We start from the raw sequence: 24,057 nt of genomic DNA, 5'->3' as shown, positions 1-24,057 counted from the left end.
CTGCAAAATCGTGGAGCACAAAATGCTGATCCTGACCTGCCCCTGTTGCGGCGTCACTGGCGAGGAAACCGAGTTTCACGCCGGCGGCGAGGCGCATATCAAACGTTTCGGTCCCGGCTCGGATGACGAGCAGTTCCACAGCTACATGTTCGCCAAGGAAAACGCCAAGGGCGTGCATTTCGAACGCTGGCGGCACAATAATGGCTGCGGCAAGTGGTTTCATGCCGCGCGTTGCACCACCACGCTCGAGGTGTTCGGCACGTACAGCGCCCAGACCTATGAGCCACCAAAAGAGATCAAGGACAAAATCTCGGCCAGACGGCCGGGCTGGAGCTGGAGAGAGTTCGCATGAGCACACGTCTGGCCGCGGGCGGCCGCCTTCTCAACAAGGACCGCGCGTATAATTTCACCTTCAACGGCAAACGGTTGACGGGCTATCAGGGCGATACGCTCGCCTCGGCCCTTCTGGCCAATGACCAGATGCTGATCGGTCGGTCGTTCAAATATCACCGTCCGCGCGGCGTGGTAGCCTCCGGCGCGGAAGAGCCTAACGGCATCGTCGGCATGGGCGAGGGCGCGAAGTTCGAACCGAACCAGCGCGTCACCACGACCGAGCTGTTTGATGGGCTGACCTGTGCCAGCCAAAACCACTGGCCCAGCCTTGAGTTCGATGTGGGCGCGATCAACACCAAGCTGTCGCGATTCCTGCCTGCGGGCTTCTATTACAAGACCTTCATCAGCCCGCGGCCGTTCTGGAAACATGTGTATGAGCCGATCATCCGCAAATCCGCCGGTCTGGGCAAAGCCCCGAAAGAGCGTGATCAGGATAAATACGAGCATTTCTATGCCTTTAGTGATGTTGTCGTGATTGGCGGCGGTGTTGCCGGTCTTCAGGCGGCATATGCGGCCGGTAAAACCGGTGCCAAGGTTCTGCTGATGGAACAGACCGCCCATTGGGGAGGTCGTGCACCTGTCGACAGCGCTGCCGTTAATGAAGGTAAAGAAAACATTAACGGAAAGCCTGTGGATAAGTTCGTGGACGAAATCGTCGCCGAACTCGAGAAAATGGATAATGTCACCATGCGGACCCGTATGATGGGTGCAGGTGTCTATGACCACGGCTATGTGCTGGGCTATGAGCGCGTGAACGATCACCAGCCGGATGCGGCGGGTCCGCGTCATCGTTTGTGGCGTGTGCGTGCGGGTCACATTATCACGGCAACCGGGGCGATTGAACGTCCGCTCAGTTTTGCCGGCAACGATATACCAGGCGTCTTGCTGGCCTCGGCAGTGCGCGATTATGCAATCAACTATGGCGTGTCGGTTGGGGATCGCACTGTTGTCGTGACCAATAACGACGATGCTTACCGTACGGCAATTACCCTTAAAACGCTGGGTCTCAGCGTGCCGGTGGTCATTGATGCACGGGTTTTGCCCGAAGACAGCGCGCTGATGGCCGAGGCCAAGGCGCAGGGCATCCGGGTGATGATGGGCCATGCGATCGCCTCGGTCAAAGGCGGTAAGCGCGTTACCGGGGTCGAGATCTGCTCTCAGGCAGGGGAAGGCGCGGTGCTTGAGACCATCGACTGCGATGCGGTTGCCATGTCGGGCGGCTGGTCTCCGGTGGTGCACCTGTGGTCCCATTGTGGTGGCAAGCTGGTCTGGAACACTGATTTCGCGATGTTCCAGCCGGATGTGGATAAACCACCTCTGGGTGCGGACGGAAACGGTTTTGTCACTCCTGCGGGTGCGGCCAACGGCGCGCTTGATCTGGGCGGTATCCTGGCAGATGCAGATGCCGCTGGTAAAGCGGCGGCCACGGCCACCGGACATAAGGTGGGCAAAGGCAAGGCACCGACGGCCGAGAGTGTCGAAGAGGCCCCAATGGCACCGGTCTGGCTGATGCCGCAGGGTGCGGGCATCAAGAAGCGGATGAAAGCCTGGCTGGATTACCAGAACGACGTCAAGGTCAGCGATGTGCAGCTGGCCGCGCGCGAAGGGTTTGAAAGCGTCGAGCATGCCAAGCGCTACACGACACTGGGCATGGCGACCGATCAGGGCAAGCTGAGCAACATCAACGGTCTGGCAATCCTGTCGGATGCGTTGAACCAGCCGATTCCGCAGACCGGCACCACCACCTTCCGTCCGCCCTATACGCCGATTTCGCTGGCGGCGATCGCCGGTGAGGCGCGGGATGAACGGTTCCAGCCGATCCGCAAAACGCCGATCTATGGCTGGCACGAAGAAAACGGTGCGTTCTTTGAACCCGTCGGCCAGTGGCGTCGCCCCTATTGCTATCAAAAGCCGGGTGAAAGCGTGCATGACGCGGTCAAGCGCGAGATCAATCAGACCCGCGAAAGGCTTGGTCTGCTTGATGCTTCGACCTTGGGCAAGATCATCGTCAAGGGCCCTGATGCGGGCAAATTCCTCGATATGCTCTACACCAATATGATGTCGACGCTGAAACCGGGTAAGTGCCGCTATGGGCTGATGTGCAACGAAAACGGCTTTCTGTCGGATGACGGCGTTGTTGCGCGCATCGATGAAGATACGTTCCTCTGTCACACCACCACCGGCGGGGCAGAAACGATTCACGGTCACATGGAAGAATGGCTGCAGACTGAATGGTGGGACTGGAAGGTCTACACCGCCAACGTGACCGAGCAATATGCTCAGATCGCCGTGGTTGGCCCGCAGGCGCGCAAGACGCTGGAAAAGCTGACCGATGCCGATCTTAGCAGTGAGGCACTGCCGTTCATGGCATGGGCCGACATCACCCTGGGCGATGGCATTCCGGCGCGGGCTTACCGGATCTCATTCTCGGGTGAGCTCAGCTACGAGATTGCCGTTCCCGCCAGCCGGGGCCGCGAGCTTTGGGATCTGCTGCTGGCTGTCGGCGCCGAGGATGGCATCACGCCATACGGCACCGAAGGTCTGCACGTGATGCGGGCTGAAAAGGGCTTCATCATGATCGGGGACGAGACCGATGGCACGGTCATTCCGCAGGATCTGAACATGCAATGGGCAATTTCCAAGAAGAAAGAAGATTATCTTGGTAAACGCGCGCAGGAACGCAGCCACATGGCCGATCCGAAGCGCTGGAAGCTGGTGGGTCTGCAAACCGTCGACGGCTCGGTCTTGCCCGATGGCGCTTATTGCGTGGCCGAGGGCACGAATGAGAACGGTCAGCGCAATGTTCAGGGCCGCGTCACCTCGACCTATTATTCACCCACGCTCGATAAGGGCATCGCTATGGGGCTTGTGTTGCATGGCCCGGACCGGATGGGCGAAGTGATCGATTTTCCCAAGGTGGACGGCACCATCGTGAAAGCGAAGATCGTCGATCCCATCTTCTACGACAAGGACGGGGAGAAGCAGAATGTCTAAGCCAGTCAGCGCGCTTGAAGGTGCCAGTTATCAGGGCTTTGCCAAGGTCGAGGAGGTTGGTCTGCGCGGCATGATCACCATCCGCGGCGATCTGAAATCGGCAGGCATGAAAAAAGCCGCCGCTGCCGCGACCGGTCTGGACGTGCCCGGCCAGCGGGAGGTCAAGCTTGACGGCGATACCGCGCTGGCGTGGATGTCGTCTGACGAATTGCTCGCGATGGTGCCTTACGCCGAGGTGGACGATAGAATCGCCGCCATTGATAAGGCGTTGAAGGGAAAGCACTATCTGGCCGTCAACGTATCCGATGCCCGCGCGATATTCCGTCTCTCAGGTGGCAATGCGCGCGAAGTGATCGCCAAGCTGTCACCGGTCGATATGTCCAGCGACGCTTTCGGTTTGGGACAGATCAGACGCACGCGTATGGCGCAGGTGCCAGCCGCGTTCTGGGTCGATGAAACCGGCGCGATCATGGTCGTTTGCTTCCGCTCGGTGGCGCAATATGTCTTTGATCTGCTGAAAGGTGCTGCAGAAAATGGCAATCAGGTCGGGTATCTGAACTGACGGGGTTCTGACCCGGTTACGACGAAGTGGGCCGCGCGGGCAGGGATGCCTTGATGTGGTCCACCATGAAGTCGATGAGCAACCGGGTCTTGGGATCCTGCCTGCGACGGTGGGCATAAAGACAGGCCATCTGGATCGGTACGGGCGGTTCGTTTTCCAGCACCGGCACGAGCTTTTTCGCGTCCAGATGGTCAGCAACTTCGAAAAGCGGTTTCAGGATGATGCCGTGCCCATCCAGCGCCCATTGGGTCAGAACGTCGCCATGATCCGATTCGAACGGCCCCGAGACGGCGACGCGCCGAACGCCCTCGGATGATTGCAATGACCATTGAAATTCCGGCGCACCGGCATAGCGCAGGTTCAGGCAGTCATGGGCATCACTTTTCAACTCATCGCTGGATTTGGGACTGCCTTTGCGCTCAATGTAAGAGGGTGCGGCGCAAAGCACGCGGTCGCAATCTGCAATCTTGCGTATACGCAGCGAGGAATCCTCGGGCACGCCCAGGAAGAATGCCGCATCCAACCCTTCGCTTGCCAGATCAAGCTTGCGGTCCGACAGGCGCAGGCGGATGTTGATCAGGGGATAAAGCTGTTTGAATTCCGGTACGGCGGGGGCGATCAGTCTCTGACCCATGCCGAGCGGCGCGGCCACATGCAATGAGCCGCGGGGTGTTTGAGTGACCGAACTTATCTCGGCCTCGGCCTCATCCACCGCTTCCAGTATCTTGCACGCCCCACGATAGAACATCACCCCTTGCTCAGTTGGGTTCAGCATCCGCGTGGTGCGCTGAAAGAGGCGCACATTCAGGTGCTCTTCCAGCGCCGCAATTCGCGCCGAGGCCACTGCCGCCGAAATCCGCTGATCCCGCGCCGCGGCGGACATGTTGCCCAGTTCGTACACCCGTACGAAGGTCTTTACATTATCGAAATAAGCCATGATCCGCAGATTATTAGTTTTGAGTTGAAGGAGCTAGGCTTTTTTCCCGAATTCAGGATAATCGGCAAAGATGCGATACCGGAAGATGACTCGTTTAGCGGAGAGCTGAGATGCACGATTTGGCTATCATGTGGGACTGGATCGGCTTTGCGGTGCGGTGGCTGCATGTCATCACCGCGATCGCCTGGATCGGATCGTCCTTTTATTTCGTCGCCCTTGATCTGGGGTTGCGCAAGGTGCCGCATTTGCCTGCGGGCGCGCATGGTGAGGAATGGCAGGTGCATGGTGGGGGCTTCTATCACATCCAGAAATACCTGGTGGCGCCGGAAAACATGCCCGATCACCTGATCTGGTTCAAATGGGAGAGCTATGCCACTTGGCTGTCCGGTGCGGCGCTGCTGATGATCGTTTACTGGGTCGGTGGCGAGCTTTATCTGATCGATGCCAACAAGGCCGATCTGGCGCTGTGGCAGGGGGTTCTGATTTCTGCCGCGTCGCTGTCAGTGGGGTGGCTGATCTACGATTTCCTGTGCAAATCGGGCCTTGGTGAGAAACCGACCTTGCTGATGCTGCTCTTGTTTGCGCTGCTGGTGGCGATGGGCTGGGGCTATAACCAGATCTTCACCGGGCGCGCGACGCTGCTGCATCTGGGCGCGTTCACCGCCACGATCATGACCGCGAACGTGTTTTTCGTTATCATGCCCAATCAGCGGATCGTGGTGAAGGATTTGCAGGAAGGGCGCACACCGGACCCCAAGTATGGCAAGATCGCCAAGCTGCGCTCGACCCATAACAATTACCTGACGCTGCCGGTGGTGTTCCTGATGCTGTCCAATCACTACCCGCTGGCCTTTGCGACCGAATATAACTGGATCATCGCCGCGCTGGTCTTTCTGATGGGGGTCACGATCCGGCATTTCTTCAACACCATGCATGCCGGCGGGGGCAAGACTTGGTGGACATGGTTGGTGACAGTGCTCTTATTCATCGCGATCATGTGGCTGAGTACCGCGCCGCTGATGCACGACAGCTACGACGCGTCCGAGGCGCGGCCCCTGTCGGCGGCGGAACAGACTTTCGCCAGCGCCGAGGGATTTGATGAGGTGGCCGCCATCATTCCCGGTCGCTGCGCGATGTGTCATGCGCGCGAACCGTTTTATGATGGCATCCACCGGGCGCCAAAAAACGTATTGCTTGAAACTGGCGCGGATATCGCGCGCGCTGCCGACCTGATCTATCTGCATTCCGGCGTCAGTGACGCGATGCCGCCCGCGAATGTGTCTTTCATGGAAGATGACGAACGCCGTGCGGTGATCCGCTGGTATCTGAATGCGACGCGAGGTTAACGGGTATTTGTTGTCGGCAGGGCGATTTTGCAATCGCAACGGCTTGAGCTTACCTGAGAATCATAGGCACACTGCCCGGTGACTTTGCAGCCGGAGTGTCAGGTTCATGTACGTACAGAATTGTCGTCTTCATGCCCATCCGAAGGGACACTGACCATGTCCGAACATTGGCAAAAGATACTGAAGGACATCTGGGGTATTACTGCCGGGATCAGCCCGCTGGACGGCGAATATGATCTGAACTTCATGGTCGAGGGTACGCCCGGCTATGTGCTGAAGGTGATGCGAACAGGCTGTGTAGCGGAATTTGTCGATATGCAATGCCGCGCCATCGCGCATCTTGCGTCCGCCCGGGCCAATATCCCGGTGCCCGGCGTGGTTCAAACCATCGATGGAAGACTTTTCGCGCAAGCACCTGATGAGGCAGGGCAGGTGCGGATTGTCTGGCTGCTGGAAAAAGCTGCCGGCATTCCTTACGCACGGTTTCGGCCACATACCCCCGATCTCGCGCGGCAGCTTGGTCAGCACCTGGGCGCGATGGACAAGGCTCTGGCGAGGTTTGCCCATCCCGGATTGACCCGCGACTTCAAATGGAACCTCACCCAGGGCGGGTGGATCGCGGCTGAACTCGATGTGGTCGTAGATACCGCGCGGCGCGGTTTGCTGACCGATATCGTCAAAGAGTTTACGGCGTTGAAACCGGCATTGAAGGCCTTGCCCCAGACGGCGATCCACAACGATGTGAATGATTACAATATCCTTGTCACGGGTAGGGTCTCCGACGTGCCGCGGATCACCGGCATCATTGATTTCGGCGATATGTGTGCCGGGCCGCGCATTTACGATCTGGCTATTGCCGGGGCCTATTTGGCGCTGGATCATGATGATCCTGAAACCATGCTGGCGGCGCTGGTGGCGGGCTATCATGCGGCCTATCCGCTGGACCCGGCCGAGGTTGATATGATCTGGCCGCTTCTGCGGATGCGGCTGGCGGTCTCTCTGGTGATTTCAACACAGATGGCGGCGCAGAAACCCGATGATCCATACGTTGTGGTCTCGCAGGCGCCGGCTTGGCGGTTTCTGGAAACGCATCAGATCAACCCGGGCACGATTGGCCCCCGCCTGCGCGCCGCTTGCGGATTGTCGGTGACCGATGCCGCGCCGCGGATCATGGCGTGGCTCGATGCCGAACGGGGTAAATTCGCGCCGCTTATTGGCGAGGCGCTGGATGATGCGCCTATGGGTTCGCTTTCGGTCGAGGCAAGTACTACGCCGCAAAATCCGTTTCACATCACCGCCAAAGAGGCCGCTACCGCGGGCGCGGAGTACCATCGCACCGCGCCGGTCTGGCTGGGTTACTATTGCGAGCCGCGTCTGATCTACACCGAAAGCTTCTTTCGGCTTGGCCCATGGAAAGCGAGTGACCGGCGCACAGTGCATATCGCCGTCGACGTTTTCGCCGAGGCGGAAACCCAGCTCTATGCCCCGCTTGCGGGCACGGTCGAATTTGCGGGCTACCGCGATGCCAATCTGGACTATGGCGGGCTGGTCATTCTGCGCCACGAGACGCCACAGGGTGATGGGTTTTACACGATTTACGGCCATCTTGCCAAAGCCTCGGCTGAGGCTTTGCAAGTGGGGCAGGGGGTCGCGAAAGGCGAGGCATTCGCCCGCCTGGGCGTGCCTGCCGAGAACGGGCATTGGAGCCCGCATGTGCATTTCCAGCTGGCGCTGTCACTCGACGGCTATGGCGATAATCTGCCCGGTGTGGCCGCGCCCGATCTGTTGGGTCTCTGGACCGGGCTTTGCCCTAACCCGGCGGCGCTGCTCAATCTGCCCGACGCCAAGACCCGCTATCAGCCAGTCAATCGCGAGGACGTGCTGAAAGAGCGCCGTGAACATTTCGGCGCCAATCTCAGATTGACCTATGATCAACCGGTTATGCTGATGCGCGGTTGGAAGCATCACCTTTTTGATGAATGGGGGCGGCCCTATCTGGACGCCTATAATAACGTCCCCCATGTCGGCCACGCGCATCCACGCATTCAGGCGGTGGCGGCGGATCAGCTGAAGCGGATAAACTCAAACACCCGCTACCTGCATCCCGCCCAGACCGAATTTGCCGAGAAGATCCTGTCGAAGCTGCCGGACCCGCTCTCGGTCTGTTTTTTCGTCAATTCCGGGACCGAGGCGAATGAGCTGGCCCTGCGGCTGGCCCGCGCGCATACCGGCGGCAAGGACATGATCACCCCCGATCACGGCTATCACGGCAATACCACTGGGGTGATCGACATTTCGGCCTACAAGTTCAACGCCAAGGGGGGCGTGGGGCAGCCCGATTGGGTGCAACTCATTGAAGTTGCGGATGATTACCGGGGAAGTTTTGGCCGTGACGATCAGGACCGCGCCGAGAAATTCGCCGCACTCACGGATACCGCACTCGACAATATCACCAAATGTGGCGGCAAGCTTGCCGGGTTCATTGCCGAAACCTATCCCAGCGTCGGCGGCCAGATCATCCCGCCCAAGGGTTATCTTGCGGGCGTCTATCGCCGCATCCGTGCGGCAGGGGGTGTGTGCATCGCGGATGAGGTGCAGACCGGGTTGGGCCGGTTGGGAGAATACTATTTCGGCTTTGAAGAGCAGGGGGTCGTGCCCGATATCGTGGTGATGGGTAAACCCATCGGCAACGGCCATCCGCTGGGCGTGCTGGTTACGACGCACGAGATTGCCGATAGCTTCGCGCAGGGGCCGGAGTATTTCTCGACCTTCGGCGGCTCGACGCTGTCGTGCCGGATCGGCAAGGAGGTGCTGGATATTGTCGATGACGAGGGACTGATGGAGAACGCGCGTATCATGGGCGGCAAACTGCTCGCCGGGTTGCGCGATTGTGAGCGTGAGTTCGATGTCGTCGGCGACGTGCGCGGCATGGGCCTCTTTATCGGGGTGGAACTGATCAGCGATGACAATACCCGAGCGCCGGGCACTGAAATTGCGGCCTACGTCAAGAACCGCATGCGTGATGTGCGTATTCTGCTAGGGAGCGAAGGGCCCCACGACAACGTGCTGAAGATCCGGCCACCGCTCACCATCGACGAGGAAGGGTGTGAGATGATCCTGCACAGCCTGAAACAGGTTTTGCAAGAAGTGACGATCCGTCAGGGGATGGGCTGAGCCGGTCATTGATACAAGTTGTCGCGGCCATGTCGCGGAGGCTTTTCAATCCGGCTAAGGGTCTGTAGTCAAACGGCTATGACCGGTCTGGCATTTTGAGTGCCGGATTGTCACCCAACGCTATACCATCGGTGGCCAGCGGCATTTTTGCAGTCCTTCGCACCTATGATGGTTATCAAAACCGGAGAGACTTATGAAATCGATTCCGACGCTGACCCTAGCCCTTGCTCTTGCACTGCCGACCTGGATTTCAGCCCATGATTTCAAGGTCGCAAATCTTGAAATTCAGCATCCCATCGCCTTTGAAACACCCGTCACGGCCAAGACCGGCGCGGGCTATTTCATTGTCAGCAACACCGGTGATACCGATGACACCTTGCATGAGGTGCGCGCTGATTTTCCCATGGTCATGCTGCACAAATCCGAGGAAAAGGACGGTATCGCCTCAATGATGCATGTTGATCAGATCGCCATTCCCGCCGGTGAAACAGTTGAGCTGGCCCCAGGTGGCTTTCACGTGATGTTCATGGGGCTTGACGGCGACCCTTTCGAGGCCGGGGAAAAAATCAAGGCGATACTCGTTTTCGAACATGCCGGTGAGGTCGAGGTGGAATTCAGCGTCGAGCCCAGACCCGGCGCGACGGAGTAACCTCTCCAAGCGTCAGATAATCTTGACCGTCACGTCTGATGGCTGGCCCAGTTTGGGGGAATTTCGAACGCAGTCGTCGATAAGCTGTGGCGCGAAGGTATCAACAAATCAGCTGTCTGATTCGATTTGTCGCAACGCTTATCGGAACCAGAAAGCCAGCTTTGTAAAACAATGAAACCATCATGTTTTACATCTTCGTAACGTTTGTTTCCAAACGCCGCCTCAGTCCGTGGAAAAGATCATAAAATAGTGCCTTTTTATGCGTTTAGCTTTTTTTGCACGCTATGAAATGTTAATCATTTGTCCCTCTTGCAGCAAGCGTCAAACTGCATACCGAAAGCAGACATAGACGTGAACTCAAATCGGAAAACCGGCTCGACGCCACATCCTAGTGTCTACTCGGATCGCACCCGGCCAGGGGGAGAAAATGAAGAGACCTTGTCAGCGCAGATCTGGTTCGACAGCTTTCGCATGGTTCGGTCGACGATCAGTTGGGTCTGCCGGAGGTTGGGGCATTGGGGAGGTTTTCCCAAATCAGGCCGATGTCATTTCGCAAGCGTGCATGTACGCCGCCCAAAATCTGGTCCCGCACATCATCGGAAAGCCTGGCCAACTCTTCTTGGGCTCGCACAAACGCGGCAGGGCTGGGGTTTTGGGTTGCATCATGAGCTGCGAGCGTCAGAGCACTTTCAGGCTCGGTTATTTTCGAACTGACTTGCGCCAGTGCGGCAAAGAAAATCTGCGTACTGTCCTCTTTCAACATCTGGCGATCCTTCTGACAGCGCAATATCGACCGGCCCTCATTTTCATAGAGGATTGTTGAATGCCCGGTCAATCCACCGATGCCCCCCATTTGTTTGAGAGCCGGATGCAAGTAATCAACGAGCTTTCGCAAGAAAACGCCGAGCTCTTGCGCCTTCTCCAGCGGCGCAGCGGACACGACATCCTGATGATGAAAGATCCGGATTCACAAGAAACAACAGAGATTCAACACGCTACCGACGCGGCATTGGCGGACTGCCAGACACGGATCGACGATCTTGAATCCAAGCTGTCCCGGATCGACGAGCAGATCGAAGCAGCGGCGAAGAAGGAGAAATAGAATGGTCGAGAACAGCGCAGCAGGGCTTTCTTTATTCGATTTGCTTGCCCGCCACTGGAAAGTCGATGGAGAGGCTGCGGAGGCCGTTTTCAATCACGATGATACAGTCGTGATCTTCCGGACGGATACGGGGCAGTTGGCCCTGGCCTCGCTCAAGGATACCGAAAGCCCCAAAATTCGGACGCGTATGGATATCGAAACCGGGAGAACCACGATCCGCCCCCGGGAAAATCCCGTGACCCAGGTTGTGATGTCGCAAGCCAATGCACGCGCTGATCTTCCGGTGGCGCGCTTCGGGTCTCAGGGCTTTGCGATTGTCGGTTTGGATGGTGTGATGAAGCAAATTACCGCCGGAGGAAACGTTGTGGACCGGCTCAAGCCAGAGAGCATTGGCGTGACGTCCATTTGCAGCAACACTGCCGGTGAAACCCTGGCTCTGGCCCGGCAAAACCAGATCACGCTTTATGACACGAGCGATATGCGGGTTGTGGCAAATCTGGTCCTGGATCACCCCGTGACCTGTCAGGCGTTTTCATCAGATAACCGCATTCTCGCGGCATGGGGCGGTAAGAAACTAAGCTTGATTAATCTTCAAGACCCGAGCGCTGGCCCACGCATCACTGAATGCGACGGGGACATCACCGAAATAAGCTGGCAGAAATCAGGACGCCACCTGTCATGTGCGTCGGCCGACAACAGTTTTTACATCGTCAATTGCTCCACCGGGGCGGCCCAACGGGTCGAAGGATTTCCGACATCGGTCCGAAACACTTCCTTTAGCGAGCCAGGCAAGGCCCTCGTTACGTCCGGGGCGTTCCGGCTGGTCGGATGGGACTGCATTGACCTGCCGGAAAACGACCTGCCCGGCACCCCGCTGACGACAGGCAAGCCAGGCTTTGTCGCGATCAACGTTGTCGCCGCACATCCCGAACGCCCCCTGGTGGCGAGCGGTTATGCCAATGGTTTGCTAACCATCGCCAGCATCGGGAGCGAACAGGAAATGATGTTGCATCAGGAAAACGCGACCGAGGTAAGCTGTCTGCGTTGGTCGAAAACCGGCGAGCATCTCGCAATCGGGTATGCGTCCGGAAAAATCGCGATCGTCACTTTCCCAGCACAAATGTTCAAATGACCAGAGCCAAATCAACCGAAAAGAAGGAGAGTCGTGATGGCCGAAAAACTATCAGCCGAAGAAGTGAGCAAAGACAAGTTCTTTGCGCAACTGTCCACAATTTCAGCCGAGATGATCGAAGAACATGGCAAAGATTTCGCGACCGGGGCGCTGATCATGGCCGCGCAGTGGATCGCCCAGGGACGGATGGGCGCGGATGCCCCAACCGAGCATTAAAGCGTTTTACGGATATCTGCTCGGGAAGGTATTTCAGGGCCGCGCTAGTGAACGTGATGCGACAAGGGTGCCTCCGGTACCTCACCGTTTGTGAGCGTCCAGCGCAGCTGATCGACAGTTATTTCGGATATGCGTGCCGTCAGGCGCCCCAGCTCACCATCTGATGCTGATGAGGCATTCTGATTGATCGCTTTCAGATCTTCACCAAAGTTTTTCGTCAAGCCATGGGAATAGGCACACATCTCTTGCAGACGCAGGGTCACATAATAAAGACAATCGCGGGTTTCGCGGAATTGTCCCGGCTGCGTCCCCGGCTGGTGCGACACTGGCACGCGAAACGACGAATGGACCGCGGTGCCAAGGATAGCCTTCACCTTCTTGCGCCAGGCCGCGTATTCCCCGCTTTGGTCAAATTCGAGGCCCGCGCGATAAAGCTGCTCGCTCACGGCTTTGAACGCGCGCCCCCCTGCAATATGGCGACGCCAGAATTCGTTGGCCTCTTCAATCGTCTCGCACTCGGTAAATCGCGCGGCCAGTTTCGGACGCGAAATAAACGCCAACGCCATGTCGATGTCTTCAGAGATGCTGCGCGCGATTTGCATCGATGGCGTTGGCAGCTCATTCAGGAAAAGCAACCTGATGGCATCGAGTTGCTCGATCAATCGGAATGTCAGCGCATGCAAAGCGCGCCATTGCGGGGTTGTCAGCCTGGTGTGGGGCATATCGATTGCCAGCTCGGCGCTGGCATTCAGCGATGCCACCCAGATCGCGGCCTGTTCAAACATGAAAAACTGATCGACCGGACTGCTGCTTGCTTCAGGATTTTGGCATTCGATGCTCCCCGCCCCCCGAAAGCGGCCAATCGTGATGCGCCAGATTTTGTCCAGGTCCAGCCCGCGAGACGACCACATCTGACGGGTCCGGGCCATAAGCTGCGGAGACACGCCCGGATAGTTGGCCTCGAACGGCACAAGGGTCGAAGAGGTGAAACGGATTGGCATCGCAAGATCGGTCCTGTTGGGGTGATCCAAGACTATCAGCGATCGGAGGTCCGGCAATGCCTGAAATACCGGAGAAACCTTATTGCGTGTGCCGATGCTGAAATCCGGCAGTCAAAATCTTGTGCAGGGGAAGCATGATGCGATCAGGTTATGCCTACGCGGCCCGGCAGAGCAGGGTGCTGAATCATACCATGATGCAGGCCGTGAAAATAATGCGGATGAACCGGGCCGACCTACACGAGTTTCTGGCAGAAACTCTTGAACAGAATCCCTTTTTGGAAGTTGATCACGGCACAAGTGGTTCAGATCTTCGTCCGGAAAACGCTGAAATTCCGGAGATTGCCAGCGACACGCGGGTCAGCCTCTATCGTCATCTAGCCGGTCAATTTGCACGGATAATTCACTCGGATGAAGAAACGCAGATTGCCTTGGCCTTCCTTCAGGAAATCGACCCAAGTGGATGGTTGACAGTGCCAATCGAACACATTGCAGAGACTCACCGTTTCGATCTTGCGATGTGCCATAACATACTGGGGCGCTTGCAAACTTTGGAACCTGCGGGCGTCTTCGCGCGCGATCTGAAGGAATGTTTGCGGCTTCAGGCGATGGACCAGGGATTGTTTGATGAGGTCATGGAAGAGCTGATTGCAAATCTTGATCAGTTAGCGGCACGCGGATTGGAAAACTTGGCGCGAAGACTGCAAACCGACGTAGGTGAGTTGGCGCTGCGTCTGGAACAAATTCGACGCATGAACCCCAAGCCCGGCGCTAACTTCGATTTCGACGACATCCAGCACATTGACAGTGATGTGGTGTTGAAGACCACGGATCAGGGTCTGACCTACGAACTGCGCAGATCAAGTTATCCGACGGTTCGTGTCTCACCCGGTGCCGCATTTTGCGAGCCGGCAAAGGGATCAGACCGAGGTGCTTTGAAAGAACTGCTTGCCGAAGCGAGGGCGGTGCAAGGCGCCGTTGAAATGCGAAAATCTACCACGTTGGCAGTTGTTGCGGCAGTTTTTGCACGTCAGCGGAAGTTTCTGCTGAATGGTTATGCCGCCTTATCTCCGATGCGGATGAGTGACATCGCCAGCGACATTGACGTCAGCGAGGCCACCGTAAGCCGTATTGTGTCTGGGTTGACCATTCAGTGTCCGCGCGGACGTGTCATGTTGAAATCCCTTTTTTGCGGTTCGGTTTCATATTGTAGCCAACCCCAAACCAAGCATGTGGTGCTGAAAATCATCAAGAATCTGATCGCCGGTGAGGATAAGTCATCACCGCTCAGCGACCGCTCGATCACGGGTCTGGTACAGGCTTCCGGCCTTGAGATATCGCGTCGCACGGTCTCCAAATACCGCCAGTCGCTCGGGCTGGGGCCGCCCGCCAGTCGCCGAAAACAGGCTGAGTTGTCACAGGCGCTGGGACGCGTGCGGCGCGTCGGTGATCCAAATCATCTGCATGAAAATCCCAAATGAGGACCATGTGCCATCGGAATGATCGGAAAACACGCCACGCTGAGACCCTATGCAACCCCGGATGCCAAAGCTGTCGCCAAAGCCCTTGAGGACGAGGCATTGCTTCGCTGGCTTGCTGCGTTGCCGGTCCCGTTAGATCAGGATGCGTGCGACAAATATCTACAGTTCCTCGGCGATCCTGAGGTTTACGCAAGCGTCATATGTGTCGATGACGTGCCGGTTGGATCGGTCAGTTTAGGGACTGAGTTGTCATTCTGGATTACCTGTGAATTTCACGGGCAGGGCCTGGGTTTATGGGCGGTGCGAGATTTTCTGGAGCAGCTGCCAGCGATAATCGAAACCGTTACCGCCTGCTGTATGCGCGACAACCGCTCTGCGATCGCAATTCTGACGAGGCTGGGTTTCGACTGTGCGGAAAGTCCGTTTCGAAGGTTCTCATTTGCGCATGGGCATGCGGTCGATTTCCTTCGGTATCACTTGCGCCGCCCTGGAATGGCCACCGCCTGCGAAAAAACCGTGGAAGATGAAAGAAAATAGATGCTTCCATCGGCCACCGACAGAATGTCCCGGCATGTAGGATGTTGAAAAGTGTAACGCTGCAAAAGGTGTGCGCCTGTAACAGCACCGGCGATGTAAAATGTGTAAAGAAATGGAACGGTTTTTCGAAGTGGCGAATGACATCAGGCTGATCCACCTCATTCGATACCGCAACCAGATAGCCAGAGAAATTATAAAATAGTTATTATAAACATACATTTATAATGTATTTCCTCATTTTTTCCAGATTTTTTCTAACGATGTCCCGTTTTGGCACGGCACTTGCAGGTACCCCAGTATAACGCCGCGTTTCCGGAAATACGGAAACCACCAAGAACGAAGGAACAGGGAGTAGACGATCGCGACCAGACCGGAGCCGGCAGTAGTGCCACTCTGAGCGCGCGGTTCATCATGCTTTCAAACCTTTGCCGTGACCCGATCGATCAGGACCCGTGACCGTTGCGATATCGCACGGTCTCGGGGCCTCGGTCGAACCAATTGACAGCATCTGCTGTCTCCAACGGACCGATAACCGGTCAAAGCTGAAGGAGTCTCATGGCATGGCGATTACGCTAAACAAAATAACATCCCAACGGGGGATCTCGGTGGGGGAGGCCACCAAGAAGATCTCTGACCTGGGCTGGAATCCGAGCTATGTGCAGGAAGCCAGCACTTTCCCGACCGACTATAAAATTACCAAAGCCCCGCGCGACCCGATGAAACAGGTTCTGCGGTCCTACTTCCCGATGGAAGAAGAGAAGGACAACCGGGTCTATGGCGCATTGGATGCAGCCCTTCGTGGCGACATGTTCCGCAATGTCGAACCGCGATGGATCGAATGGATGAAGCTGTTTCTGGCGATCATTCCCTTCCCCGAGATCTCGGCGGCGCGTTCGATGGCGATGGTGGCCCGTCTGGCCCCCGGTGAAGATCTGCGCACCGGCTTTACGATGCAGATGGTCGATGAGTTCCGCCACTCCACGATTCAGATGAACCTGAAGAAATGGTACATGGAAAACTATATCGATCCGGCCGGGTTCGACATTACCGAAGAAGCCTTTGGTAAATGCTATGCGACCACCATTGGCCGTCAGTTCGGCGAAGGCTTCCTGACCGGCGACACAATGACCGCCGCGTGCATGTATCTGACGGTTGTGGCGGAAACGGCGTTCACCAACACGCTCTTCGTGGCTATGCCATCAGAAGCTGCCCGCAACGGCGACTATGCGTTGCCGACTGTGTTCCTGTCGGTTCAGTCGGACGAAAGCCGTCATATCGGCAACGGGCACTCGCTGCTGATGGCCGCGTTGAAGGAGCCCGAGAACCATCTGTTGCTTGAGCGCGATCTGCGCTACGCCTTCTGGCAGAACCACGCTATCGTCGATGCGGCGATCGGGACGTTCATCGAATACGGCACCACCAACCGCGACAAGGAAAAGGAATCCTACGCGGAAATGTGGCACCGGTGGATTTTCGAAGACTATTACCGCACCTACATGCTGCCGCTCGAAAAATACGGCGTCAAAGTGCATCACGACGATGTGCAGGAAGCCTGGAAGCGGATTACCGAAAAGAACTATGTGCACAAGGTTGCCCAGTTCTTCGCGGTTGGCTGGCCGGTAAACTTCTGGCGGATCGAAGCTCAGACCGAGAAAGACTTTGAATGGTTCGAGCACAAGTATCCGGGATGGTACGCTGAATTCGGCGATTTCTGGAAGTGGTATGCCAAGCTGAGCGTTCCGGGTCAGAAGGTCATCACTTTCAACGAAGAGGTGGGATATGTCTATCCGCATCGCTGCTGGTCGTGTCTGGTGCCGTGCCTGATCCGTGAAGACATGGTTGTCGATGAGATTGACGGCAAGCTGCACACCTTCGCCCATGAGCTGGATCGCTGGACAGCTGTCGAGGCGTTTGCCGACGAATATCAGGGTCGTCCAACACCGGCCATGGGTAAATTCTCGGGCAAGCGTGAATGGGAAACCGTCTATGACGGGTGGGATCTGGCGGATGCCATCACCGACCTCAACTTTGTTCGTGAAGACGGAAAAACCCTGGTGCCGCAACCGCACCTTCGTTTCGACGACAAGGACATGTGGACGCTGGACGATGTGCGTGGCCATACGCTCGGTTCGCCGCTGAACGCCCTGCGCGCGATGTCTGATGCGGAACGTGAGGCCCACGTGGCCGAGTATCGTGCGGGTTTCACCATCAACCCCTGCAACTAAGCTGTTGGCAGGGGCCGGAAACGGCCCCTGCCTCACTGAAATTATGCAATCCCTGGCGGATTGAGAGTCACAGGAGACTCGATAAATGAGTGACGTATACAACGTCAGACTGGAGCCCGTAGGCGTCGAGTTTGAGGTGGAAGAAGATGAAACCATCCTCGACGCTGCATTCCGGCAAGGCATAGCGCTGCCGCATGGCTGCAAGGAAGGGCAATGTTCGGCCTGTAAATGCGTCCGGCTTGATGGCGAAACGGAGATGCTGAAATACTCCACATTTGCGCTCAACGACTTTGAGAAAGATAGCGGGCACATCCTGATGTGCCGCACACTTGCCTACAGTGATGTTGAGATCGAGCTTCTGAACTATGACGAAGAGGTTTTGTCGAAATCCATTCCGGTCAAATCGTTCGACGGTCGAATTGTCGATTTCCAAAAGCTAACCCATGACATTCGCGGTGTTGAAATTGAAATTGATACACCGCTCAAATTTTGGGCGGGTCAATATGTCGACATCACGGTTACCCCCGAAGAAGGGGAGGAGATTACACGCTCGTTCTCCATGGCAAATTCGCCGGGCGAAGCCCAAAAACTCTCGTTCATCATCAAAAAATACCCCGACGGACGGTTCTCGAACGAACTCGACGCAGGCGGCATCAAAAAAGGCGCCACGGTCAAACTCACAGGACCCTACGGAATGTGCTTCAGACGAGAAGACAGACAAGGACCGGTGATCCTGGTCGGCGCCGGTTCGGGCATGTCGCCGGTTTGGTCGATCCTGCATGATCAACTCGCAAGCAATGAGGATCGCCCGATCCTGTTTTTCTACGGTGCGCGCACGCAGGATGATCTCTTTAAACTTGAGGAGATTGACGAACTCATCAAGGCGCATCCCTCGATTGAATTCATCCCGGTGCTGAGCCACGCAGATGATGATGAAAGCTGGCATGGGGAGCGCGGCTTTGTGCATGAATGCGTGGACCACCGCCTCAAAGTAATGGACCTCGATGGTCAGGGCGATGTTTACGCTTGCGGCCCGCCTCCGATGATCGACGCGCTGACGCCCGTGCTTTTCATGAATGACTTCGAAATGGAGCGCATTTTCTTCGACAAATTCACACCGACTTCCGGTTCATCGGCCCACTGATGTTTGGGCTGATCGCTAGTCATGTGAATGAAACCAACCAAGGGAGGCTACAATGGTAGCTACATCAAGTTCTGTCGGTTCCGGAGCAGCGGGTGCTGCGACATTCGTCGGATCGAACAGCCGCAAATACAACTACTATGAACCAAGGGGCAAGCGCGCGACGCATTACGAAGACGTGACTGTAGACGTGCAACCCGATCCCGAGCGCTACCTGATACAGAACTGGATCATCGAGTTCGATGGCGGCAAAGGCGGTGGCGCTTACCAGAAGGATTTCACCGCAGCGCTCAGTTCCAACTGGCATGCCTTCCGTGCACCGGATCAGGAATGGGAACGTACCCATTACCAGCGTCAATCCAAGATCTGTACGATGGTTCAGACCGTGATTGCAAACGCGCGCAAAGCGGGTGCGCACGCGGCCTTTGACAAGACCTGGAACCGTATTTTGCAGGCTCATCTTGGTGCCTGGAAACATGCTGAATTCGGCCTTGGCACATCGCTTATGCAAGCACAGCGTTACGGCTATACCCAGATGATCAACAACGCGACGTTGACCAACTCTTCCTACAAGCTGCGCCTGGCGCAGGACATCACGCTCTACCTTGCCGAAATAGGCATGGATATCGACGGCTGGGACGATGAGCTAGGCAAGAAAACCTGGCTGGAAGATGCAACGTGGCAACCGACCCGCGAAGCGATCGAAACGATCATGGGGTCGGAGGACTATCTTGAGCAATACTTTGCTATCAATCTGGTCTTTGAACCGCTGGTGGGTGAATTGTTCCGCTCGGGCTTTCTTATGCAGGCCGCGGCGGCAAACAACGATTTTGTCACGCCACCGGTGATTTCGGCTGCCGAGGCGGATTACGAGAGGAATTTGGCGAACACCATCGACCTGATGTACCTGCTGGCCAATGACGAAGAGCACGGTGCGCATAACAAGGCGCTGTTCCAGTCATGGGTCAAGAAGCATGGTGATCTGGCTGACAAGGCCGCTCTGGCGCTGCAGCCGATCTGGTCGCAACCGCATTCCAAGCCTGTCTCATTCGAAGATGTCAAAGCCGTCTCGAACGAGCGCGTTGGTCAAATTCTGACCGAACTCGGCCTGAGCCGCTAATTCAAGGGAGCAAGGTAAATGTCAAATGTAGCGCGTGACGCGACAAACACGAACATCTTCAAGTCGATGAAGGATATCAAGTTCGAACAGACCATTTCGCACCAATGCGGCGTGACCATGAACGACTCGGTCGAGGCGCGGGCGATTGCTGAATTCATGAATGAAGACCCCAAGGTGACGATCACCCATAATCCGGCAACGATCCGCATCGACGGGGAAGGCAAGCTGGTCTTCAAAATGGATGAAATCAGCGATTACCTGGGTCGCGAGATGACGGCTGAAACCTTCGAAGTGAACACGTCGACCCATTACGGGCGGATGGTCCGGGTTGATGACAACACGGTCGTTCTCTTCGGCAACATGGATGATGTGCTCGAATACGTCGAGTAACGGTCCGTTGTCGCGCTCCCGGGTCGAGCCCCAGAGCGCGACAGTCCTTTCAACGCCCCAATTCCCTAAACGATCTTTGGAGGAGAAAAATGTTCAAGACGAAATCCGGCAAGGAAATCTTTATCGTCGATGGCCACACCCATTTCTGGGACGGAAGCCCTGAAAACCAGAGCAATGTTCACGGCAAGCAGTTCATTGATTGCTTCTACGCCTACCACACAAACCTGAGCCCGCCCGAACAGCTGTGGGAAAAAGCCCGCTTTGAGAAATATTCCGAGGACGATGTCTATCGTGATCTTTTCATCGACGGGCCCGACGATGTGGCGATAATCCAGTCGACATATCTCAGGGACTTCTACAAGAACGGCTTTTCCAGCATCGAACGCAGTACATCAATGGCGTCGCGTCATCCTGAACGCTTTATCGTGAATGGATCGTTCGATCCGCGCGATGGCGAGAAGGCGCTGGAATACATCCACTACATGAAGGAAAACTTCGATATCCAGGGCGTGAAAATGTACACCGCCGAATGGAACGGAGAAAGCAAAGGTTGGGCGCTGAACGATCCGGCGGCTTACAAGTGTTTTGAACTTTGTGACAAGCTGGGTATCAAAAACATTCATGTTCACAAGGGTCCGACGATCATCCCGCTGAACAAGGATGCGTTTGACGTCCATGACGTGGACCATGCCGCCACCGATTTCCAGAACCTCAACTGGATCATTGAACATTGCGGATTGCCGCGGCTGGATGATTTCTGCTGGATTGCCACGCAGGAAACAAATGTCTACGCGGGTCTTGCTGTCGCCATGCCGTTCATTTTCTCCCGTCCGCGCTATTTCGGCGAGGTGATGGCCGAGCTTCTCTGGTGGATTGGTGAAGACAAGATCCTGTTCGGGTCAGATTATGCGATCTGGACACCGCAATGGCTGGTCGAGCAGTTCTGGGAGTATCAGATTCCCGAGGATATTTCGGCCGAACGCAGCGGTGTGCAACTGACCGATGAGATCAAGGAGAAAATCCTCGGTCTGAATGCTGCAATCCTTTACGACATTGATGTCGAGGCCAAGAAAAAGCAGCTGAGCGGCGCCCCGGTTCAGATCGCAGCGGAGTAATCCGATGTTTCTGAAGTTTCAGGAAACCGAGTTGGTGGCCGAGATCTGGGATTGCCTGGAGCATGTCACAGATCCCGAGCTTGATGAACCCGTCACGGATATGGGCTTCGTCGAGAAGATCTCGGTCGACCAGCAAGATAACAGGGTGGAAGTCGAGTTTCGGCTTCCTACCTACTGGTGCTCGCCGAACTTTGCGTTCCTCATGGCTTTCGACATCCACAATGCCGTCTCAAGGCTACCTTGGGTAACGGGTGTCGGCGTGACGTTGAATGATCATTGCTTTGCTGATCGTGTAAACGAGGGCGTGAATGGCGGTCGAAATTTTGCAAGCGTGTTCTCGGAATTTTGTGAAGGTGAAAACCTGGATGCGGTCCGCCTGAAATTCCTTGAAAAGGCATATATGCGGCGTCAGGAAGTGATGCTTCTGGCGTTGAAGGCCAAAGGGTACCCGGCGGCAGAAATTATCGGCATGACGCTGGAAGGCTTTGATGCGGTCAAATTCTGTGACCCAGTTAGTGCCAAGGAGAAGCCGCGATACCGGTCACTATTGATGTCGCGTGGATTGGCCGAAAGCCCCTCCGATCCGGCATTTCCCACCTGGAAAGGCGAACGGCTCACCGAAGGAGAGCTGGGCGATTACATGGCCCGTCTGCGTGGTGTCCGGATCAACATGGAATTCAACGGCGCGCTTTGCAGAGGGCTGCAATCGACGCGTTACAAGGAGGTTGAAATTGGCAAGGACGGGCCGGGATTGATCGACTTTATCCAGAATCGCGTTCCCCCTCGGGATGTCGACCGGAACCCTCTAGCAACCACTTAGCCGAAGCGAAAAAGCGTATCAGACACAGCAACTCAAATTGACCGGGCCCGAGCGCCTGTCAGGGAGATTATACCATGGCCAAACTTCTCATTCACAACGGAACCGCAAGACAAGCGCTGGCACAAGGCGTATCGAAACTGGCGGCAGCGGTGGAGCCTACCCTTGGCCCCAAAGGCCTGAATGCAATGATAGATAGGCCCGTCGGTACGCCGCTCGTTACCCGCGACGGGGTGACGATTGCATCTGAAATCGAACTGAGGGACCGTTTTGAAAACATGGGGGCGCAAGTCGTTCGTGAAGTTTCCATGCAGACCAATGAAGTCGCCGGAGACGGAACGACCACCGCAATCGTGCTGGCCAATGCCCTTGTTCAGCAAGGCGTGAAAATCACCGAACAGGGCGTCAAACCGGTCGATCTGTGCAAGGGTATCGAAATTGCCGTCGAACGGATCATCGAGGGGCTGGATGAGACCGCACGATCCTGTGACGACAACCCGGATTACCTCGCGGCGGTCGCGCGCGTATCTGCGACGGATCCGGAATTGGGCTCACTGGTGGCCGAAGCCTATAAGCGTGTGGGCAAAGAGGGCGTGATCAGTGCTGATTTTTCCGTCACGATCGACACAACACTTGAAGTCGTCGAAGGCATGTCGTTCGACCGTGGCTATATTTCGCATCACATGGTGACTGATCAGGAAAACATGGAAGCGGTATTGGATAATCCGTTGGTCCTGATGACGGACCAGAAAATTCTGCATCCCGACCTCCTGCAACACGCGCGTGGTATTGCCGATGAGAAGAACCGCCCATTGCTGATAATCGCCGAGGAAATAGCACCCGAAGTCGTGATTAGCCTGATGGATGGTGGCGGTGCCGGGAAGTACCTGATTGTTCACCCGCCGGAATATGGTCACTGGCGGGCGGCGATGATGGATGATCTAGCCATTCTGACCGGTGGCGAAGTTCTGGCTCGGGATCTGGGCAAGAAAATCGAAAACGTGACGCCGGACCAATTAGGCGGCGCGCAAAAGGTTAAGGTCAGTTCGTCCCAGACCAGCATTATCGGCGGCGAAGGTGATCCGGCAAACATCAAGGCGCGCCGCGAACAGGTGCAACGACAGCACGATGTTGCCCCACCCAATATCGAACAGGATAAGTTGCGTGAACGGGTATCGAAATTGTCGGGCGGAACCGCAGTGATCTACGCGGGTGGCTTCACGCCGGTGGAGCAAAAGCGCAAAATCCAGCTAATCGAAGACTCTCTATGCGCAGTTCAGGCCGCCGCAGAGGATGGCGTCGTCGCCGGTGGCGGCACCGCGCTGGCTCAGATCGGATCGGTGCTGGATGATCTGGCATTGGCGAACGAAGGTGATGTCAGCAAAGGGGTTGACCTTGTGCGGTCGGTGCTGACCCGTCCGGTCGAGCGGATTGCCAGCAATGCCGGTGCTGATCCCTGCGCCGTTGTAGCCTCGGTGATCTCAGCACAGGCCGGGCACGGATATGATGCCAATAGTGGTGAATTTCGCGACATGTTCCAATCAGGGATCATAGACCCTGCGCGGGTGACAGCCAGCGCGTTGGTGAACGCAACCTCGGTCGCAACACTTATCCTGACAACGGAAACTCTGGTGGGTGACCTGGAGGAAGGTGAGGCCGACCCCACTGCGGGAGCGGCACTCGGCGGCGGCGCCGAGCTTCTCGGTCGGGCCTGATCCGATCTTCAGC

Annotated in this window: 21 protein-coding genes; 18 read left to right on the top strand and 3 right to left on the bottom strand. The window is 56.5% G+C overall.

The genetic code is table 11. The features are described from left to right. Positions 1-22: 22 nt before the first annotated feature. From LC334_RS01830 to LC334_RS01820, 3 genes are read left to right on the top strand one after another with little or no spacing between them, the layout of a single operon-like run. Positions 23-352, top strand: a complete 330-nt coding sequence (locus LC334_RS01830; RefSeq protein WP_085798513.1) for a sarcosine oxidase subunit delta — start codon at positions 23-25, stop codon at positions 350-352. Beyond that, positions 349-3,387 (top strand): sarcosine oxidase subunit alpha family protein, encoded by a 3,039-nt coding sequence (locus tag LC334_RS01825; RefSeq protein WP_085798512.1) that lies wholly within the window; start codon positions 349-351, stop codon positions 3,385-3,387. Before LC334_RS01830 ends, LC334_RS01825 begins: the two co-directional genes overlap by 4 nt. Then, complete coding sequence (locus LC334_RS01820) at positions 3,380-3,949, top strand: sarcosine oxidase subunit gamma (RefSeq protein ID WP_085798511.1); 570 nt, start codon at positions 3,380-3,382, stop codon at positions 3,947-3,949. The genes LC334_RS01825 and LC334_RS01820 overlap by 8 nt, the downstream gene beginning before the upstream one ends. 16 nt (positions 3,950-3,965) lie before the next feature. Here LC334_RS01820 and LC334_RS01815 read toward each other — a convergent pair whose 3' ends face one another. After that, positions 3,966-4,886: a LysR family transcriptional regulator gene (locus LC334_RS01815; protein WP_085798510.1), complete on the bottom strand. Its 921-nt coding sequence runs from the start codon at positions 4,884-4,886 to the stop codon at positions 3,966-3,968. A gap of 110 nt (positions 4,887-4,996) precedes the next feature. Here LC334_RS01815 and LC334_RS01810 point away from each other — a divergent pair, with 110 nt between their 5' ends. The 3 genes from LC334_RS01810 to LC334_RS01800 all read left to right on the top strand — a co-directional run bounded on the left by LC334_RS01810 (position 4,997) and on the right by LC334_RS01800 (position 10,055). Further along, positions 4,997-6,232: a urate hydroxylase PuuD gene (locus tag LC334_RS01810; RefSeq protein WP_085798509.1), complete on the top strand. Its 1,236-nt coding sequence runs from the start codon at positions 4,997-4,999 to the stop codon at positions 6,230-6,232. A 156-nt stretch (positions 6,233-6,388) separates the two neighbouring features. Continuing rightward, a complete protein-coding gene (locus LC334_RS01805; RefSeq protein ID WP_085798508.1) occupies positions 6,389-9,406 on the top strand; it encodes an aminotransferase class III-fold pyridoxal phosphate-dependent enzyme in 3,018 nt (1,005 codons plus the stop codon). 193 nt (positions 9,407-9,599) lie between these two features. After that, entirely contained in the window at positions 9,600-10,055 is a 456-nt protein-coding gene (locus LC334_RS01800; RefSeq protein WP_085798507.1) for a copper chaperone PCu(A)C, read from the top strand. 487 nt (positions 10,056-10,542) lie between these two features. Here LC334_RS01800 and LC334_RS01795 read toward each other — a convergent pair whose 3' ends face one another. Continuing rightward, positions 10,543-10,818: a hypothetical protein gene (locus LC334_RS01795; protein ID WP_139836265.1), complete on the bottom strand. Its 276-nt coding sequence runs from the start codon at positions 10,816-10,818 to the stop codon at positions 10,543-10,545. A 60-nt stretch (positions 10,819-10,878) separates the two neighbouring features. On the opposite strand from LC334_RS01795, the gene LC334_RS01790 reads away from it, so the two are divergent. The 3 genes from LC334_RS01790 to LC334_RS01780 are packed head-to-tail and all read left to right on the top strand — an operon-like array spanning position 10,879 to position 12,505. Then, complete coding sequence (locus LC334_RS01790) at positions 10,879-11,157, top strand: hypothetical protein (protein WP_139836264.1); 279 nt, start codon at positions 10,879-10,881, stop codon at positions 11,155-11,157. Between the two features lies 1 nt (position 11,158). Next, positions 11,159-12,289 (top strand): WD40 repeat domain-containing protein, encoded by a 1,131-nt coding sequence (locus tag LC334_RS01785; protein ID WP_085798504.1) that lies wholly within the window; start codon positions 11,159-11,161, stop codon positions 12,287-12,289. Positions 12,290-12,325: 36 nt separating this feature from the next. Beyond that, positions 12,326-12,505, top strand: a complete 180-nt coding sequence (locus tag LC334_RS01780; protein ID WP_085798503.1) for a hypothetical protein — start codon at positions 12,326-12,328, stop codon at positions 12,503-12,505. A gap of 44 nt (positions 12,506-12,549) precedes the next feature. Here LC334_RS01780 and LC334_RS01775 read toward each other — a convergent pair whose 3' ends face one another. Next, positions 12,550-13,506, bottom strand: a complete 957-nt coding sequence (locus LC334_RS01775; RefSeq protein WP_139836263.1) for a hypothetical protein — start codon at positions 13,504-13,506, stop codon at positions 12,550-12,552. 137 nt (positions 13,507-13,643) lie between these two features. Between LC334_RS01775 and rpoN the strand changes: the two genes are divergently transcribed. The 9 genes from rpoN (at position 13,644) to groEL (ending at position 24,044) form a co-directional block, all read left to right on the top strand. Beyond that, positions 13,644-14,984 (top strand): RNA polymerase factor sigma-54, encoded by a 1,341-nt coding sequence (gene rpoN / locus LC334_RS01770; RefSeq protein ID WP_176237594.1) that lies wholly within the window; start codon positions 13,644-13,646, stop codon positions 14,982-14,984. Positions 14,985-15,002: 18 nt separating this feature from the next. Then, on the top strand, positions 15,003-15,521 hold the full coding sequence (locus LC334_RS01765) for a GNAT family N-acetyltransferase (protein WP_085798500.1): 519 nt from the start codon (positions 15,003-15,005) through the stop codon (positions 15,519-15,521). Positions 15,522-16,081: 560 nt separating this feature from the next. Then, the gene (locus tag LC334_RS01760) at positions 16,082-17,746 is read left to right on the top strand and encodes an aromatic/alkene/methane monooxygenase hydroxylase/oxygenase subunit alpha (protein WP_085798781.1); all 1,665 of its coding nucleotides are present in this window, start codon (positions 16,082-16,084) and stop codon (positions 17,744-17,746) included. Positions 17,747-17,831: 85 nt separating this feature from the next. Then, positions 17,832-18,890, top strand: coding sequence for an NADH:ubiquinone reductase (Na(+)-transporting) subunit F (locus LC334_RS01755; protein WP_085798499.1), 1,059 nt, complete (start codon positions 17,832-17,834; stop codon positions 18,888-18,890). 52 nt (positions 18,891-18,942) lie between these two features. Next, complete coding sequence (locus LC334_RS01750) at positions 18,943-20,007, top strand: aromatic/alkene monooxygenase hydroxylase subunit beta (protein ID WP_085798498.1); 1,065 nt, start codon at positions 18,943-18,945, stop codon at positions 20,005-20,007. An 18-nt stretch (positions 20,008-20,025) separates the two neighbouring features. Beyond that, the gene (locus LC334_RS01745) at positions 20,026-20,397 is read left to right on the top strand and encodes an MmoB/DmpM family protein (protein WP_085798497.1); all 372 of its coding nucleotides are present in this window, start codon (positions 20,026-20,028) and stop codon (positions 20,395-20,397) included. Between the two features lie 89 nt (positions 20,398-20,486). Continuing rightward, a complete protein-coding gene (locus LC334_RS01740; RefSeq protein WP_085798496.1) occupies positions 20,487-21,512 on the top strand; it encodes an amidohydrolase family protein in 1,026 nt (341 codons plus the stop codon). 4 nt (positions 21,513-21,516) lie between these two features. Beyond that, positions 21,517-22,332 (top strand): metal-sulfur cluster assembly factor, encoded by an 816-nt coding sequence (locus tag LC334_RS01735; RefSeq protein WP_085798495.1) that lies wholly within the window; start codon positions 21,517-21,519, stop codon positions 22,330-22,332. A gap of 74 nt (positions 22,333-22,406) precedes the next feature. Then, positions 22,407-24,044 carry a molecular chaperone GroEL gene (gene groEL / locus LC334_RS01730; protein ID WP_085798494.1) on the top strand — a complete coding sequence of 546 codons (1,638 nt, stop codon included), beginning with the start codon at positions 22,407-22,409 and terminating at the stop codon, positions 24,042-24,044. The last annotated feature ends 13 nt before the right edge of the window (positions 24,045-24,057 follow it).

Origin of the sequence: Roseovarius aestuarii, from assembly GCF_019966515.1 — a bacterium.
GTDB classification, from domain to species: Bacteria; Pseudomonadota; Alphaproteobacteria; order Rhodobacterales; family Rhodobacteraceae; genus Roseovarius; species Roseovarius aestuarii.
The sequence above is the reverse complement of the archived record's forward strand: the minus strand, read 5'-3'. Positions and strand labels throughout refer to the sequence as shown.